The organism is Streptomyces sp. NPDC006487 (assembly GCF_042870555.1).
In the GTDB taxonomy this organism is placed as follows: Bacteria; Actinomycetota; Actinomycetes; order Streptomycetales; family Streptomycetaceae; genus Streptomyces.
On record NZ_JBIAHN010000006.1, the window covers coordinates 40897 to 56593 of the forward strand.

Sequence of the window (15697 nt, forward strand, 5' to 3'; positions counted from 1 at the left end):
CCGGACGACGCGGCGCCGCCGGGGTGCGGGCGAGGCCGGTGCCGGGGTCAGCGGCGGGTCAGGCGCAGGCGGATGCCCTGCGGGTCGAGGGCCGCGGGGAGCGGGCCGAGGGGGTCGAGCTCGGGGCGGACGGGCCGGACCCGGTGTCCGCGCAGCACCTCCGCGCAGAGCGCCGCGGTGACCAGCAGCCCCAGCTGTTCGCCGGGGCAGCGGCCGCCGGCATGACTGAACGGGGCCATCCGGACGTCTTGGTCCGCTTCGCGGGAAGCCCACCGGCCCGGTACGAAGACGTGCGCGGCGGGCACGTGATCGGGGTCGCGCTGGTGGAACAGCACGGGCAGCACCACACAGGTCCCGGCGGGATGCCGCACGCCCCGCCATTCGGTTTCGGCGCGGGTGATCCGTATGAGGTCGGGGACGGCCGGATACAGCCGCAGCGATTCCCGGACGCAGGCACGCAGCCGGGGCAGCGCGCCCTGGGCGGCGCCCTGCACCCATCCGGCGGCGCGGGCCTCGGCGGCGACGGCGTCCTGTTCGGCCGGGTGCGCGCCGAGGAGCAGCAGGGTGCGCAGCAGCACGCCGGGGACGAGGTCGAAGGCGGCCAGCCACTGGCGGACCTGCCCGACCGGGTCCGCCGACGCCTCGTCCGACCCGTGACGGTCCGGCCGGCCGAGGGGGTCCGCATGGCGGCGGGCCCGCCCGATGAGGGTGTGCGGCTCGGCGAGGTCGGCGTACGCGGCGATCCGCGCTCCCGCCCGGTCGTGGGAACGCCCGAGCCTGCGGCCGAGTTCCGCGTCCTCGGCGGCCGCGTCGCCGAGGACGATGCGCCGGGCCGCGCGGGCCACGGAGTGCCGGACGCGGGCGAGTTCGAGGGAACCCCCCGCCGTCAGGCGCCGGGCCTCATCGGTGAGGACCGAGAGGAACGCCCCGCACGAGGGGTGCACGGTCAGCCCGGCGGCGAGCACGGAGTCGTCGACCGCCCGCCGCCCGGCGCCGAACCCGGCGTGGGCGAAACCGCCGTCCGCCTCTCCGGTGGGCTGGACGAGGGAGCCGACGGGTTCGGCGTAGAACTGCCGGATGTCCTGCGGATCGAGGATGAGCAGGACGGTGCCGGTCAGCCCCCGGACGAGCACGGGCGCCCCGCCGTGCCGCTCGCGCAGGGCCCGCAGGGTGGCTGCGGACCAGCGCGGCCGGCCGGGACCCGCGTGCCCGCGCACCGCACGGGGCCGGACGCTCACGAAGTCCCGTACCAGGGCGGGCAGCGCGTGCGCGGCGGCGAACCGTGCGCTCTCGCCGCGCCCCGCCCGGGCGGTCATACGGGGGCCGCCGCGGCCGGGGCCGGTGGCGTGCGCGCACCGCGGGCGGTCTCTTGGGCCGTACGCATCCGTGTACCTCCGCGCAGCCTGGATTCGACGGTCGGTGATCTCGCGCTCACCGTACGTCGACCACCCCGGGTCCGCGCCCCGAGGACCACGAGGGGGGTACGGGGGCCATGGGCGGGCTACCGGTGGGGCGGTGCTCCCGGTTCGAGATCCGGATCGGGGTCGCGGTCGGGGCCCGGGTCGAGGTCGACGAGCAGTGCGGCGACCTCCGGACCGGCGGCGAGGTAGGCCGTGAAGGTGTCGTTGTGCAGGGCCCAGGGTGAGCGTCCGAGGCGGACGAGGCCGATGGCGGCGGCCGGCTCGAGGCCTCCGTCGACGAGGCACTGGGCGACGACCAGGCCGGAACGGTTGTACCCGGAATGGCAGCGCACCAGGATCCGCCGTCCGGAGTCGAGAGCCGTGCGGGCGGCTCCGGCGAGCCCGAGGACGGTGCGCAGCTGCGCGCCCGTGAGCGGGGCATCGGGCAGCTCGCCGACCAGGTGTTCCACCCGCGGGTCGGGGCCGTGGCCCGGCCGGGTGAAGAGGCTGATGACGAGGTCGAACTCGACTCCGACGACGACCGGCCGCAGCTCTCCGGCCGGGTCGGTCCAGAAGTGGCCGCCCATCCACAGGCCGGGGGTGATCTCGTCCCAGGGACTCTGCGGACCGGGCACCTCACGGTCCTTCTGCCGGGTCTTCTTCATCGGACTCCGAAGATACGACCACGGTGCGGTGCAGCCGGGTTCAGGTGAAGGCCGCCTCGCGGAAGGCCGTCCGGAGCGGGGCCGACGGGGTGGTGGGGAGGAGGGCGGCCCAGCGCTGCCCACGGGGGGAGATCCACAGCACCGGGCCTTCGCCGTGGGACCAGGATCCGTGCGCGGCGGGGTGCCAGAGGAGGCCGCGGGCGGGGAGCAGCTCGCCGGTGCGGATGCGGAGCGACTGCGCCGTCCAGGCCGGGCTGACGGGGCCGCCCGCCGGGGCGAGGAGGTGGGTCAGGAACCGGCCGAGGTCGGCGACGGGCGCGCACAGGGTCCCGTCGGCGGTGAAGCCCGTCCGGGTCATGCCGAGCGGCCCCCAGATCCGGTCGGCGGCGAACCCGGCGAGGGGCCTGCCGCACAGCCGCTCGGCGAGCCCGAAGAGGGCGGGCGACACCCCGGAGCCGTGGGTGAGCAGCTGGTGCGCGGTGGTTCCGGCGGGCAGGCCGCCGCCCGCCCCGTAGGCGGTGAGCGGGGTGTGCAGGGCCAGCTCCCCCGCGTCCACGAGCACCCCGATGACGGGCCAGACGGCCAGCACGCCCACCAGCCCGCCGGCATCGGGGGCGGTGGCCGGGTCCCCGGCCTCCACCACCGCGTCCGGGCCCTCCGCACCGCCGACGGCCCAGCCGGCCCCGGGGTCCGCGTCCCGTACGAGCGCCGCGGTCCGGTCGACGTGCCCGGCCGGAACCTGCCGCGTGTTCGACCCGCGCCGCCCGGCGTGCCCGGTCTCGTCGGCCTGTCCGGCCCGGTCGCTCTGGAGGGTCATGGTCAGCCACGGTACGGCGCCCTGCATACCCGCCCCGCGCGTCACGCGGTCGGGCCGCGGCGGGCCACCCGAATGCCCCCGCAGCCCCGCCCGGTACCGCCGGCGGGGGTGCGGGGGCGGCGCGGGGCCCCGGCCCGCGGGGGCCGCCCGCGCCCGTACCGCGTCTCAGGTCCCGATCGCCCCGACCGCCCCGTCCACCGGAGGCTCCGCGCGGGACTCGGCCCTGATCCCCATGACGACGACGGTGATCAGGCAGAACGCGATGAGGATCTCCGCCCAGAGGAAGGCGAGGTAGTCGAGGAGGCAGCCGATCGGCGGTGTGCCCGGGGCGGTGTTGCGGAAGGCCGCCAGGGCGAACAGGGTGGCGGCCATCCAGCCGAGGGCGGGCCAGGTGAGCCCCTTGCGGCGGGTGACGAGGAACCACCCTCCGATCAGGACCGACACGGCGAGCGCCCACATCGCGATCATCATGAACACCGCGAACACGAGCACGCTGTTGGAACGGGCCAGTCCGACGTCGAGGACGACCTCGCCGCCGCTCGCCGCCGAAGCCTCCACCGTGGACGTGAACAGCACGTCGTTGTTGGAGAACAGGACCCGGACCGGAACCGTCTTGTCGCCCAGCACTGCCCCGAACCCGATGTCAGCCCCGTAGGTGTCGAACGGGTAGTCCGTGATGGAGCCGTCGTCCAGGGCCACCGCCACGTCCCGGCCCGCGATGCGCTGGTGGGCCTTGAAGGTCAGGTCGTCGCGGGTGGCCGCCGAGGTCTGGAGGGTGAGGTCCTCGACGGGTGCGACCCCGTCGGCCTCCGCCAGCGCTCCCCTGGGCCTGACCAGGACCCGCAGCACCAGTTCGCGCGCGGCGGCGTCGACGCGCTGGATCGTCGCCTGGACGTCCACCCGGTCCGGATCGGCCCGTCCCGTGGTGTGGACCGTGTCCTGGTCCTGGCGTTCGCCGAACTGGAGCCAGGCCCCCACGCCGACCGCCGCCACGATCGCCAGCAGGAGGAGACCCGGGAGCAGCGGAAAGCGCCGCACCGCGCTCACGCGGCGGGCTTGCCGGGCTGGTCGTGGGTCGAGCAGTGGATGCCGCCGCCGCCCGAGGCGATCGTGTCGATCGCGACGGGGACGATGTCCCGCTTGGGGAAGTGCTCCTGCAGGATGCCGCGGGCCCGGTCGTCGGCCTGGCGGTCCCCGAACTTCGGCATGAAGACGGAGTCGTTGGCGATGTAGAAGTTGGCGTAGGTCGACACGAAGTCGTCGCCCTCGCCCGTGATCTTGTCCAGGTCCGGCTGCGGCAGGTCGATGACCTCGAACTTCCGGCCGCGGGCGTCGGTCGCCTTCGAGAGGACCGACTTCGCCTGGTCGGCGGAGCGTGACCAGGAGTCCTTCGGGGTGTTCGGGTGGGCGCGGTCCAGCAGGACGACACCGGGCGCGGCGAACCGTACGAGGCTGTCCACGTGGGCGTCGGTGATGTCCTCGCCGCGCACGCCGGCCAGCCAGACCACGGTCTCGACGCCCAGGGTCTGCTTGAGCTCGGCCTCGATGGTGTCCCGGCTCTTGCCGCGGTTGCGGTTGTCGTTGACGATCGAGCTCTCGGTGATCAGCAGGGTGCCCTCGCCGTCGGCCTCGAAGGAGCCGCCCTCGGCCACCAGCGGAGCCTTGACCCGCGGGATCCCGTACTTCTGCAGCAGGAGGCGCCCGACCTGGCCGTCGTTCTTGTGCTCCTGCTTGTTGCCCCAGCCGTTGAAGTTGAAGTCGACACCGATGACCTTGCCCCCCTCCTCGACGAAGACGGGGACGGTGTCGCGGGCCCACAGGTCGTCCACGGCCAGCGGGATCACCTCGACCTCGGAGCCGCAGGCCTTCTGCGCGGCGGCCACCTGCTCGGGCCGGGCCATCATGATGACCTCCTCGTACCCGCCGACGGCCCGGGCGATCCGCGCGATGTCCTCGCGCACGTAGCGCAGGTCCTCCATCCAGACCGCGTCCAGGGCGGGCCAGGCCATGAAGGTGCGGGTGTGGCTCTCCCATTCGGCGCCGAGCCGGCGCTCGGCGCCGGCCGGGGACGGCTGGGTCGCGCCCTCGGGGGCGTTGGAGCGCGGCGCGCTCTGCGAGGGGCCACAGGCGGCGGCCCCGAAGGCGAGGGCGCCGAGCCCGGCGAAACTGCGGAGGGCGGTCCGGCGCGTGGGGGGCAGGTGGGACACGGGAGGGCTCCGATCGTGAGCTGGCGGGACGGCTTCGTCCGGCCAGGACGGGCGCGGCAGGCACGGCACGGGCCGGCCTTCCCGGGCCCCTGGTTCAAGGGTGCGCCCTCCGTCCGCGAAGGGCCGTGACGCGGGGCGGGTGGTGCGGCCACGTGGCGCCCACTCTGGCACTGACTGAAAATTCAGTCAATTCATGGCACGATGCGCGCAGGCCCCTGCCGCACCGCAGGGCATCTCGCCCCGCATCGTTGAAAGAGCCACCGCATGTCCGAGCAGCACTCCGGCGCACAGCCGGCCCGTACGGCACTGTCCGCAGAGGATCCCCAGGAGATCGGCGGCTACCGCCTGCACGCCCGGCTCGGCTCCGGCGGCATGGGCGTGGTCTACCTGGCCCACACCCCCGGCGGCCGCCCCATCGCCCTCAAGGCCGTCCGCAGGGAACTCGCCTCCGATCCCGAGTTCCGCCGCCGGTTCGCCCAGGAGGTGTCCAGCGCCCGCCGGATCCACGGCCTGTTCACCGCCCAGGTGATCGACTCCGGGGTCGAGGACCCCACGCCGTGGCTCGCCACCGCGTACGTGTCCGGCCCCTCACTGCACGAGGTCGTACGGCGCCACGGGCCGCTGCCGGCCCGTACGGTGCTGCTGCTCCTCGCGGGCATAGCCGAGGCGCTCCAGGCGATCCACGGGGCGGGCGTCGTCCACCGCGACCTGAAGCCCGCCAACGTGCTGCTCGCGCAGGACGGGCCCCGGGTGATCGACTTCGGCATCGCCCGCGCGGCCGACGCGGCCGCGCTGACCGGTACGGGCCTGCGGATCGGCACGGCGGCCTTCATGGCGCCCGAGCAGGCGCTCGGCCATCCGGCGACGCCGGCGACGGACGTCTTCGCGCTCGGGACGCTGGCCGCGTACGTCGCGTGCGGGATCGCGCCCTTCGGGAACGGCCCGGAGTCCAGCGCCCTCTACCGGGTCGTCCACGAGCATCCCGACCTCAGCCGGGTGCCGCACGAGCTGTACGGCCTCGTCTCGTGGTGCCTCGCGAAGCAGCCCGAGGACCGTCCGCAGCCGGCCGAAGTGATCGCCTCCGTGCGGGCGCACCCCCTGGTGTGCGGGCGGCCGGAGTTCACCGACGGCTGGTTGCCCCGGCCCGTCCGGGAGGAGCTCGGCGGCGGGGGCGGCGACACCGCCCTGCCCGACCGCGCGCCGTTCCAGGCCACCAGGACCGCCACCGCACCACCCGGCCCGGCCGGCGTCCCCCCGGCCGTCCCCGGACCGGCCGTCCCCGGACCGGCCTTCCCCGGACCGGACACGGATTCCGGAGGTTCCGGAGCCTGGCCCGGCGGACCTGCACCGGTACCCGTCCCGGCACCGGAACTTGCACCGGCACCGGCGTCCCTCCCCGGGCAGGGCCGTGGCAGGCCGGGCCGCGGGCGGCGGCTTCCGCTGCTCCCGACCCTCGTCGTGACCGGCACCCTGCTGGCCGCCGCCGGAGCCGTGTACTACCTGGACGTCCCCACGGGCGGGGCCCCGGGCACCGGCGGCAGCCCCGTCACCGGCCCCACGGCATCCGCATCCGCCCCCGCCCCCGCCTCGGCCTCCGCCACAGCCGGGGCCACGCCCGGTTCCCTCCCGCCCGACCCGGCCGCCGCCTACCTGCCCGGCTACACGAAGGCCAGGCTCACCGCCCCCGACTCCGCCTATGAGTTCGACCTGAAGGAGGGGAAGGTGGTGCCCGCGGAGACGGCCGAGTGGTACCTGGCCCGCGACGGCCTGGCCCTGGTCCCCTCCGAGGAGTCGGACTCCTTCGTGTCCGACTCCGGGGAGCTGACCGTGGCCGCCTGTCTCCACGGCATCGAGACCCGCCCGGCCGCCGCGCTGCCCTTCGCCGCACTCGCGAAGGCCCGGCCGTTCTGCGTGCGCAGCCCGGACCGGAGCGAGATCGCGATCGTGAGACTGGTCGAGGCCCCGGCCGACGGTTCCGCCACGATCCTGGTGGACCAGTACCGCCGGAGCTGACGGCCCGGCCCGCCGGGGATCCGGATCACCGCCGGCGCGGGAACGGCGAAGGGCGGGGCCCCCGGAGGTGCCCCGCCCGTTGCGCTGTCGCCCCGGTCAGCTCTTGTCGGGGCGGTCCGTCACGCGCAGGGAGTTCAGCAGGGGTTTGCCGAAGCCCGCGTGGGTGACGAAGCGGACGTTCAGGACTCCGTCCGTGACCGTGACCGTGTAACTGCGGGTCAGGGCCGTGTACGTGCCCGCCTCCAGGGAGATGTCCAGGGAGGGGAGCACCTGCGTGCCCTCCGCCAGGACGTCGAAGACGCGCTTGTTCGGCTTGGTGGAGGAGAGCTCCGCGAAGCCCAGTTCCACGGTGTAGGTGCCGTTCGGGACGTTGTCGAAGCGGTATTCGTACATGCCTTCGCGGGCGTTGCGGAAGAGCTTCTGGTCGTCCGTGCCCGCGATCGTGCGGCTGGTGGACTGGGTCGAACCGTTGCCCTGGTACCCGTAGGAGCCCGCCGTGTACTTGCGGTCCGGGGACCAGCCGTCGCCCAGCGCGTCCGTGCTCGCGCCCGTGGCGCCGGCGTCCAGGGCGACCTGGTAGCGCGGGACGACGAGCTTGACGGGGACGGTGAGCACCGGGGTCCGGCCGCTGGCCGAGGTGACCTTCAGGTCGGCCGTGAGGACGGTGCCCGGTGTCAGGCCCGTGGTGTCCACGGACAGGGTGAGCGGGGCCTTCCCGCCCGTGGGGAGGTCGCCCGAGCCCGGGGTCACCGTGAGCCAGGCCGCGTCTTCGGCCGCGGAGAAGGCCGTGCCCAGACCCGGGTTGGTGAGGTCGAGGGTCCGTGTCCGCTTCTGGCCGGGCGGCAGGACGATCTCCACGGCCGGTTTCGCCGGGGTCACCTTGCCGGTGCGCAGGGATCGGGTGGCGGCCGTGACGTCGGCCGGCTTGACGTCGACGGTGGCCGTCACCGCCTCGTACTGGGCGGCGGTCAGGGTGAGTTCCCGGGCGCCGGACGGACTCTGGACCACGTACCCGCCGTCGGACGCGGTGGTGGCGGAGACGGCGGTGGCGCCCGTGCCGACGGTCACCGTGGCTCCGGCGACCCCGTTGCCGTCGTTCGCGTCGAGCACCCGGCCCGCCACCACACCGCTCTTGGTGGTGCGGAAGGAGACGGACAGGCCGTCGCTGATGACGGCCGTGTTGAAGGAGTACCGGTAGGCGTCGGTGCCGGTGGCGTTCTCCACGCCGACGGTGGCGGTGGAACCGCCCTTGATGCCGGTGCCGCCGGTCCCCTTGTAGGTGTACCGGACGCTGCCGTCCTCACCGATCGCCGCCGAGAAGGAGAACTTGTCGGACTGCGCCGACCAGTGCGAGACCTCGCGCCACTCGATCACGTAGCTCCGGTGCGGCGCCGTGCCGGTGACCGCCGTGAAGACCCCGGACCCGCTGCCGGCGGCCCCGACCACCAGGTCGTCCCAGAACGGGTACAGCGCCGCGTTGGGCGTGGCCGCGCTCGGGATGTCCCCGTTGATGTCACCGGTGTTGTTGCCGCCGAAGCTGACGGTGCCGTTCGTGCCGATCCAGGCCTGCCCGTACGTCTTGCCGTACAGCGGCAGCGGGAAGGGCAGGTCGACGCGCTCGGTGGTGTTGTCGCCGGTCAGTGCGAGCTGCCGGTCCCCCGGCTGGTACGGGCCGGTGCCCGAGGTGGCGCAGGCGTAACCGTAGGTGTCGGTGCGTTCGGGGAGGGTCACCGCGACGGTGGTGTCCCCGGCGAGGGTGACCTTGGCCGTGCCGCCGGCGAGGCAGCGCGAGGAGTGGGTGGCGTTCACGTCGTACGTGCCGTGCGGCAGGGTGACCTCGAAGCGGCCCTGTGCGTCGGTGGTCGCGGCCACCGGGGTGTCCGCGACGGTCACCGCGGCGCCGGCCACGGGGCCCGCGGCCGAGGAGACGGTGCCCGTGAGCTTCCCGGAGTCCGCCTGGACGAGGTCGATGTCGCCCGTCGCGGTGGCGTTCTCGGTCACCGACACAGTCGCGCCCTGCTGCCCGTAGCCGAACTTCGAGGCGGTCAGCGCGTAGTCGCCCACGGACAGGGCGGTGAAGCGGTAGGTGCCGTCGGCCGCGGTGGTCGTCGTACGGTCGATCGGACCGTCGGCGACGATCTTCACGCCGGCGACGGGCTGCCCGGCGGAGCGCACGGTGCCGCCGAGGGCGCCGATCGCGCCGCGCGGGGCGGCGAGGACGGCGGCGAGGACGTCGAGCTTCCCTTCGCCGAAGACGTTGTTGTCGGCGGCGGTGCCGCCGCACTGGCTGCTGTCGGTGTCCAGCGCGGTGCCGTCCAGCAGGGCTGTGGTCTGCGCGATGTCGCCTTCGAGGGCGGGCGCCGCCGACCAGAGCAGGGCCACGGCCGCGGCCGTGTGCGGCGAGGCCATGGAGGTGCCGGAGAAGGACGCGTATCCGCCGCCGGGGACGGAGGAGCGCACGTTCACGCCGGGGGCCGCGATGTTCGGCTTGACGATGCCGCCGGGGCCCGCGCCGCGCGAGGAGAACGAGGCGATCGCGCCGTTGATGTCGAAGGCTCCGGAACTGTAGGAGCTCTGGTAGTCGCCGGGCGAGCCGCTGGTGGTGCAGCCGGGGCCGGAGTTGCCGTTGGAGAAGGCCGGGAAGATCCCGGCCGCGCGCCAGGTGTCGACGATCTGCTGGTACCAGGTGTCGCCGCCCGTGCCGCCCCAGGAGTTGTTGACGATGTGCGGGGCCAGGTCGGGCCGCGGGTTCTGGCCGTTCAGGTCGGTCGGCGCGACGATCCACTGGCCGGCGGCGAGCAGGGAGGCCTCGGAGCAGGAGGTGGTCTCACAGCCCTTGGCCGCGATCCACTTCGCGCCCGGGGCGACGCCGGTCTTGTTGGCGCCACCGTCGTCGCCGACCATGGTGCCCATCGTGTGGGTGCCGTGGTCGTTGTTGTCGCAGGGGGCCGCGGTGGGGCAGACCCCGGCCGGGTCGAACCAGTTGTAGTTGTGGTCGTAGGTGCCGTCGGCGCTCCTGCCGCGGTACTGGTTGGCCACGGCCGGGTGCGTGTGGTCGACGCCGCTGTCGATGTTGGCGACGACGATGCCCTCGCCGCGCACGCCGAGCTGATCCCAGACCTGCGGTGCCTTGATCCGGTCGATGTTCCACTCGACGGCGTCGGCCGCCGCCTTCTCCCGCTTGCCGTCCGCGGGCTTCGGCAGGTCGACCTTGTCGTCGGCGTCGATCCGGGAGACCTCGGGGCGCTGGGCCAGGGCCCCGGCGAGCTTCTCGGTGCCGACGACGCGGACCGCGTTGACGATCCAGTACGAGGTGTACTCCGCCTTCGCGCCGTCCAGGGCCTTGATCACCTCGGCCTGGCTGCGCGCGGCATGGTCCTTCTTCAGACGCAGAACCGTTTCCGCCTTCGCCGTGCGGGTCTGCTGCCCGCCTGCGGAGGTGAGGTCGGCGGCGCTGTCGAGGTAGACCCAGAAGACGGCCTTCGCGGAGCCGTCGAGCTGGGCGCGGAGACTGGGTTCGATCTTGCGCTCGGCCGCGCCCGGGGCGGGTCCGGGGTCGGGCGCGGCGGCGGCCACCCCCGCACCCAGGGGCAGCAGCAGGGCCGCGGTGAGGGCTGCGAACCCTGCGCGCAGGGGTCGTAACCGTGAGCCGGAGGCTCGTCGGGTGTCGCTTCGTGCCACGTGTGGTCTCCTCGTACGCCGTGTGCAGGTCGTGCGGAAAGGGTGTGCGTGACGTGCGCGGGCCATGGTGCGGGAGGTGTCATGCTCCGTACAAGGGTGCCTAATGAGCCGACCGCCGCCGGGTGGCTGTTCCCGGCCGGTCGGGCCAGCCTGGGGGGATGACCGATCCCGCATCGCCGCCGCCCTCCCCCGGGGTGCGGCTCGGTACCGCGCAGGGGCGGTGGATCGTGCTGACCACCGTGCTCGGCTCCGCCATGGCGCTGCTCGACTCGACCGTGGTCAACGTGGCCCTGCCCAGCATCGGGCGGGATCTCGGCGCCGATCTGGCGGTGCTCCAGTGGACGGTCAACGCCTACCTGCTGACCCTCGCGGGCCTGATCCTGGTCGGCGGGGCGCTCGGGGACCGGTTCGGGCGACGCCGGATCTTCGTGCTCGGGGTGGTGTGGTTCGCGGCCGCCTCGCTGTTGTGCGGGATCGCGCCGAACGCCGGGATCCTCATCGCCGCACGCGCCTTGCAGGGCATCGGCGGGGCGCTGCTGACACCCGGTTCCCTCGCGCTGATCCAGGGCTCCGTCCATCCCGGCGACCGGGCCCGCGCGGTGGGGCTGTGGTCGGGGTTCGGCGGGGTGGGGGCCGCCGTGGGGCCGTTCCTGGGCGGCTGGCTGGTGGACGGGCCGGGCTGGCGCTGGGTGTTCCTGCTCAACGTGCCGGTGGCCGCGCTGTGCGTCCCGATCGCAGTGCGGCACGTACCGGAATCACGGGATCCGGCGGCGCACGGGCGGTTCGACGTGGCCGGGGCGGTCCTCGGCGCGGCCTCGCTCGCCCTGCTGACCTACGCGCTCATCGAGGCCCGCTCCGGCACCGCGCTCGTGGTGGTTTCGGCCGTCGGCGGCGTACTGCTGGCCGGAGCGTTCGTGGCGGTGGAGCGGCGGCGGGCCGATCCGATGGTGCCGCCCGACATCTTCTCCTCCCGCCAGTTCACCGCCGTCAACCTGGTCACCCTGTGCGTGTACGCGGCCTTCGGCGGCTTCTTCTTCCTCGTGGTGCTCCAGCTCCAGGTGGTGTCCGGCTACTCCGCCCTCGGCGCCGGGGCCGCGCTGCTGCCCACCACGGTGCTGATGCTGCTGCTGTCGGCCCGGTCGGCGCAGCTCGGGGAGCGGATCGGCCCGCGCATCCCGCTGACCGTCGGGCCGCTGCTGTGCGCGGCGGGGATGCTGCTGATGCTGCGGGTGGGCCCGGACGCCTCGTACGTACGGGACGTGCTGCCGGCGCTGCTGGTGATGGGCAGCGGCATGGCGGCCCTGGTGGCTCCGCTGACGGCGACCGTCCTGTCCTCGGTGGACCCCGGCCGGGCCGGCCTGGCCAGCGGCATCAACAACGCGGCCGCGCGCGCCGCCGGACTCCTCGCGGTGGCCGCGCTGCCGCTGCTGGCCGGGATGGGGCCGGACGCGTACCTATCGGCCGGGGCCTTCGACGCGTCCTTCGGGCGGGCGATGCTGTGGTGCGCGGGGGTGCTGGTGGCCGGAGCCGCCCTGGCCTGGGCCACCGTACGCTCCCCCGCGCCCGGGGCCTGTCACCCGCAGTGCCGTACCAACTGCGCGGTGACCGCTCCGCCGCTCGAACCCCCGGGAGCGGCGAAGCGGTGATCACCGGGCGCTTACCAGGGGCTCGGCGCCGGCGGGGCGACGACCGGCGGGCGGTCGTCGCAGGTGATGGTGTTGGGCAGTTCCCAGCCCGCGAGCCACGGGCCGGTCGTGCCGCCGCCGTCGTTGCCGCCGCGGTCGGCGAGGGTGAACTCCGAGCCGGTGGCGGGGAAGTTGAAGGAGCCGCAGTTGTTGACGCCGACGGCCCCGACATTGCGTGCGTCGACGTTCTCGAAGCTCGCCGAGCCGGCGACCCGGGCGCTGACCACCGAGGTGCCGGTGCCGTCGACGCGGATGTCCTTGAAGTGGACGTTCTCGATGCGGACCTTGTCCTTCACCGGCCAGTCGCTGACCAGCATGACGGCGTTGTAGGTGCTGTCCAGGAAGGCGTTGCCGGTGACCTGGATGTCGGCCCGGTCGATGCTGCGGTCCAGGGCGTAGAACCAGATCGCGCCGAGCCCGATGTTCCAGTTCAGTTCGTGGGTGCCGGCGCGGACGGTGGTGTTCCCGTCGATGTGCAGGCTGCCGGTGAAGGGTTCCGCTCCGAAGCGGGAGCCGACGTGCAGGGCGCTGCCCTCGCGGACCGGGTCGGCCACGAGGTTGGCGGAAACGGTGGTGTCGGCGCCGCCGTAGATCGCGATGCCGTTGGCCAGGGTGGGGCTCTGCACGGTGTTGTGGTCGAAGGTGTTGCGGGCGTTCGTGGTCTTCTCGGCCCACATCGCGAGGCCGTCGTCCCCCGTGTTGCGGACGAAGTTGTCCTGGACGAGGGAGTCGGTGACTCCGGTGTGGAAGTTCAGGCCGTCGGCGATCTGGTCGGTGATGACGTTGCGGGTGACCTTCACGTTGCTCATCGGGCCGTCGAACCAGAGGCCGACCTTGGTGTGGTGGATGTAGAGGGAGTCGATGGTGGAGTCGCTCATCGCGCCGCCGACCCCGTTGACCTGGTCGGTGTCCACGCGCTCGCGGACATCGCCCTCGATGGCGAAGCGGGAGAGGTGGACGCCGCGACTGCCGCCGTCCGCGGCCTCCTTGCCGTAGAAGCCGACGCCCTTGCCCTTGACGGTGGTGTACCAGCTGCCGGCGCCGGTGATGGTGACCCCGTCCACGATGATGTGGCGGTTGACCTGATACGTGCCGGGCGGCAGGTACACCGGGAGCCGGTGGCGCTTGGCGAAGGCGATGGCCCGGTCGATGGCGTCGGCCGAGTCCCGGCGGCCCGTCGGGTCGGCGCCGAAGAGGAGGGCGTTGGCGGCGGCCGCCTCCACGTGCGGGGCGCCGACGCGCTGCGAGTCGAGCAGGTCGATGACCGTCCAGGCCGCCGGGCTTCCGGCCGGGACCGTGAGCCTGATCGTGTCGCCCGCCCGGTGGGTACGGCCCAGGAGCAGGCGTTGCTCGTCGTACATGTGGGTGGGGCGGAACGGCTTGGCGATGACCGGGGCCGGGGTGGTGGCCGCCGGGACGCAGCCGCACTCGGTGATCCACCAGTCGGGGTGCAGGAGGTCCGCCTGCGGATCGTTGCTGAAGGGGTACTGGTTGTACAGCCAGGAGTACTGGGAGGTCAGCGTCATGGAGCGGCGGTTCTTGCCGTTCACGGTGACGTCGAGCGGGGCGGTGATGCCACCGCCGGCCGGGGCGTCGGGGAGGCTGTAGCGGACGGTGACCGCGTCGGCCGCCGCGGGCAGGGTGAACTCCACGTACTGGCCCGGTACCAGCCGTACCGCCTTGCGGCCGGAGGCTTCGGCGGGCAGCGAGTAAGCGGTGCGGTCGGGGCCGATGAGCGTGCCGGTGGTGACGGCGTTCTCCGCCTCCTGCTCGGCGAAGTCCACCCGGGCGCCACGGCCCTCGGCCAGTGCGGGGTCGAGGGCGGCCCGGGTGACGGCCGTGGGCGCCGCGGGGTCCGCGGAGGCGGCGCGGGCCACGGCCGGGCCCGCGCCCAGGGCGCCGAGGCCGAGCGCGGACGCGGTGAGGGCCGCCAGGACGGCGGCGGCGCGTGCGGGTACGGCTCTTCTGCTCGCGGCGCCGGCTGCGGCTCGGCTCGCGGCGGTGCTCGCGGCGCGGCGTGCGGTGGGGCGTGCGGTGGGGCGTGCGGCTCTTCTTGGGGGCATGGCCGGGACAGTAGGACCCCGCGCGCAAACACGGCAAGAGTTGTGCAGGATTCTTCTGCATCTTGTCGAGTTTTTCCAGCAATCCGTGGTGTGGCAGACGTTTACGCCTCGGCCTACCGTGGGAGCAGGAGGGCCTCATGTGCTGGAGCGCGACGGCCGATCTGACGGCGGGCACGGTCATCACCGCCGTGGGGATCACCTGCCTGATCCGGACCCGGCGCGCCCGCGACCTTCCCGTCGCCGCACTCCCGCTGATCCTGGGCATCCACCAGCTGACCGAAGCCGCCGTCTGGAACTCCGGCGGCGGCTGCGGCCCGGCCACCACCGCCTGGGCGGTGATCGCCCTCCCGCTGCTGCCCGTGTGGGTGCCGCTCGGAGTGCTGCTCGCCGCCCCGCCCGAGCTCAGGCCCCGGCTGCGCCTGCCGGCCGCCGCCGGACTCGCCACCGGCGCGTACCTCTCGTACTGCCTGACCACCCGCCCGGTGAGCGCCGAGGTCCGCGGCCACACCCTCGGATACGGCGTGAACGTTCCGTGGATGCCCCTGGCCCTCGCGGGCTATCTGTTCGCCACGCTCGGCGCCCTGCTCCTCTCGGGGGACCGCCGGCTCCGCCCGCTCGGCCTGCTCCTGGCGGCCGGCGCCCTGGTCTGCGCCGCGCTGTGGAGGCTGGAGTTCGCTTCGACCTGGTGCGCCTTCGCGGCGGCCGCCTCGACGCTGATCCTGGTCTGGACCGGCGACCGTGCGCGTTCCCCTTCTGTACGCGAGGACGCCGGCCGGGGTGCGCCGGGCCTGTAACACCGGCCCGGGCGCCGAACAGCAGCGCACGGCGAAGGTAAAAAGATTCGGGCGCCGGCCCCGGGCCCACCTTGCGGTTTGTCGCTTTTCGGCCTCGGGGCCGACCGGATGCAGCCACGGCGGAGTGGCGGAGTGAGCCGAGAGTCCGGCCACCGCGGGCCGGCGGGGCTTCCCGTAACGCGTTCGACTTCTGACGTGGTGGATTCGCCCGGACGCGCCTCCCCGGCGACCGCCTTCCCCGGAGCACTTCCGTCACTCCCGGAGCAGCGGCCATCCACAGCGGGTCGTCGTTCCCAGCGTCCGATGGGACCTTCAACCCCCTTTCGCGGGCCGCGAATCGGAGCCCCCCACGACCATCGCCGCCGAAAGATG

Annotated in this window: 10 protein-coding genes; 3 read left to right on the top strand and 7 right to left on the bottom strand. The window is 73.9% G+C overall.

Annotated features, from left to right (window positions below; all coding sequences use genetic code 11):
• Nucleotides 1-47: 47 nt before the first annotated feature.
• The 5 genes from ACFYM0_RS11450 to ACFYM0_RS11470 form a co-directional block, all read right to left on the bottom strand.
• Nucleotides 48-1316, bottom strand: coding sequence for a cytochrome P450 (locus tag ACFYM0_RS11450; protein WP_388499449.1), 1269 nt, complete (start codon nucleotides 1314-1316; stop codon nucleotides 48-50).
• A gap of 185 nt (nucleotides 1317-1501) precedes the next feature.
• Nucleotides 1502-2065: a protein phosphatase gene (locus tag ACFYM0_RS11455; protein WP_388499451.1), complete on the bottom strand. Its 564-nt coding sequence runs from the start codon at nucleotides 2063-2065 to the stop codon at nucleotides 1502-1504.
• A 40-nt stretch (nucleotides 2066-2105) separates the two neighbouring features.
• Nucleotides 2106-2882: a hypothetical protein gene (locus ACFYM0_RS11460; RefSeq protein WP_388499454.1), complete on the bottom strand. Its 777-nt coding sequence runs from the start codon at nucleotides 2880-2882 to the stop codon at nucleotides 2106-2108.
• Between the two features lie 165 nt (nucleotides 2883-3047).
• Entirely contained in the window at nucleotides 3048-3929 is an 882-nt protein-coding gene (locus tag ACFYM0_RS11465) for a DUF4436 family protein (protein ID WP_388499457.1), read from the bottom strand.
• Nucleotides 3926-5089, bottom strand: coding sequence for an agmatine deiminase family protein (locus ACFYM0_RS11470; RefSeq protein ID WP_388499460.1), 1164 nt, complete (start codon nucleotides 5087-5089; stop codon nucleotides 3926-3928). Before ACFYM0_RS11470 ends, ACFYM0_RS11465 begins: the two co-directional genes overlap by 4 nt.
• 264 nt (nucleotides 5090-5353) lie before the next feature.
• On the opposite strand from ACFYM0_RS11470, the gene ACFYM0_RS11475 reads away from it, so the two are divergent.
• The gene (locus tag ACFYM0_RS11475; RefSeq protein ID WP_388499463.1) at nucleotides 5354-7102 is read left to right on the top strand and encodes a serine/threonine-protein kinase; all 1749 of its coding nucleotides are present in this window, start codon (nucleotides 5354-5356) and stop codon (nucleotides 7100-7102) included.
• Between the two features lie 96 nt (nucleotides 7103-7198).
• On the opposite strand, the gene ACFYM0_RS11480 is transcribed toward ACFYM0_RS11475, so the two are convergent.
• Nucleotides 7199-10783 carry a S8 family serine peptidase gene (locus tag ACFYM0_RS11480; protein ID WP_388499465.1) on the bottom strand — a complete coding sequence of 1195 codons (3585 nt, stop codon included), beginning with the start codon at nucleotides 10781-10783 and terminating at the stop codon, nucleotides 7199-7201.
• A 158-nt stretch (nucleotides 10784-10941) separates the two neighbouring features.
• Here ACFYM0_RS11480 and ACFYM0_RS11485 point away from each other — a divergent pair, with 158 nt between their 5' ends.
• Nucleotides 10942-12429 (top strand): MFS transporter, encoded by a 1488-nt coding sequence (locus ACFYM0_RS11485; protein WP_388499468.1) that lies wholly within the window; start codon nucleotides 10942-10944, stop codon nucleotides 12427-12429.
• A gap of 11 nt (nucleotides 12430-12440) precedes the next feature.
• Here ACFYM0_RS11485 and ACFYM0_RS11490 read toward each other — a convergent pair whose 3' ends face one another.
• Nucleotides 12441-14531, bottom strand: coding sequence for a glycosyl hydrolase family 28-related protein (locus tag ACFYM0_RS11490; RefSeq protein ID WP_388499471.1), 2091 nt, complete (start codon nucleotides 14529-14531; stop codon nucleotides 12441-12443).
• Between the two features lie 137 nt (nucleotides 14532-14668).
• Between ACFYM0_RS11490 and ACFYM0_RS11495 the strand changes: the two genes are divergently transcribed.
• Nucleotides 14669-15325 (top strand): DUF6629 family protein, encoded by a 657-nt coding sequence (locus tag ACFYM0_RS11495; protein WP_388499473.1) that lies wholly within the window; start codon nucleotides 14669-14671, stop codon nucleotides 15323-15325.
• Nucleotides 15326-15697 lie beyond the last annotated feature (372 nt).

Excerpts from the sequence above, each read along its gene's own strand:
- ACFYM0_RS11450 (WP_388499449.1), bottom strand. The coding sequence starts at position 1,316 with ATGACCGCCCGGGCGGGGCGCGGCGAGAGCGCACGGTTCGCCGCCGCG.
- ACFYM0_RS11455 (WP_388499451.1), bottom strand. The coding sequence starts at position 2,065 with ATGAAGAAGACCCGGCAGAAGGACCGTGAGGTGCCCGGTCCGCAGAGT.
- ACFYM0_RS11460 (WP_388499454.1), bottom strand. The coding sequence starts at position 2,882 with ATGACCCTCCAGAGCGACCGGGCCGGACAGGCCGACGAGACCGGGCAC.
- ACFYM0_RS11475 (WP_388499463.1), top strand. The coding sequence starts at position 5,354 with ATGTCCGAGCAGCACTCCGGCGCACAGCCGGCCCGTACGGCACTGTCC.
- ACFYM0_RS11485 (WP_388499468.1), top strand. The coding sequence starts at position 10,942 with ATGACCGATCCCGCATCGCCGCCGCCCTCCCCCGGGGTGCGGCTCGGT.
- ACFYM0_RS11490 (WP_388499471.1), bottom strand. The coding sequence starts at position 14,531 with ATGCCCCCAAGAAGAGCCGCACGCCCCACCGCACGCCCCACCGCACGC.
- ACFYM0_RS11495 (WP_388499473.1), top strand. The coding sequence starts at position 14,669 with ATGTGCTGGAGCGCGACGGCCGATCTGACGGCGGGCACGGTCATCACC.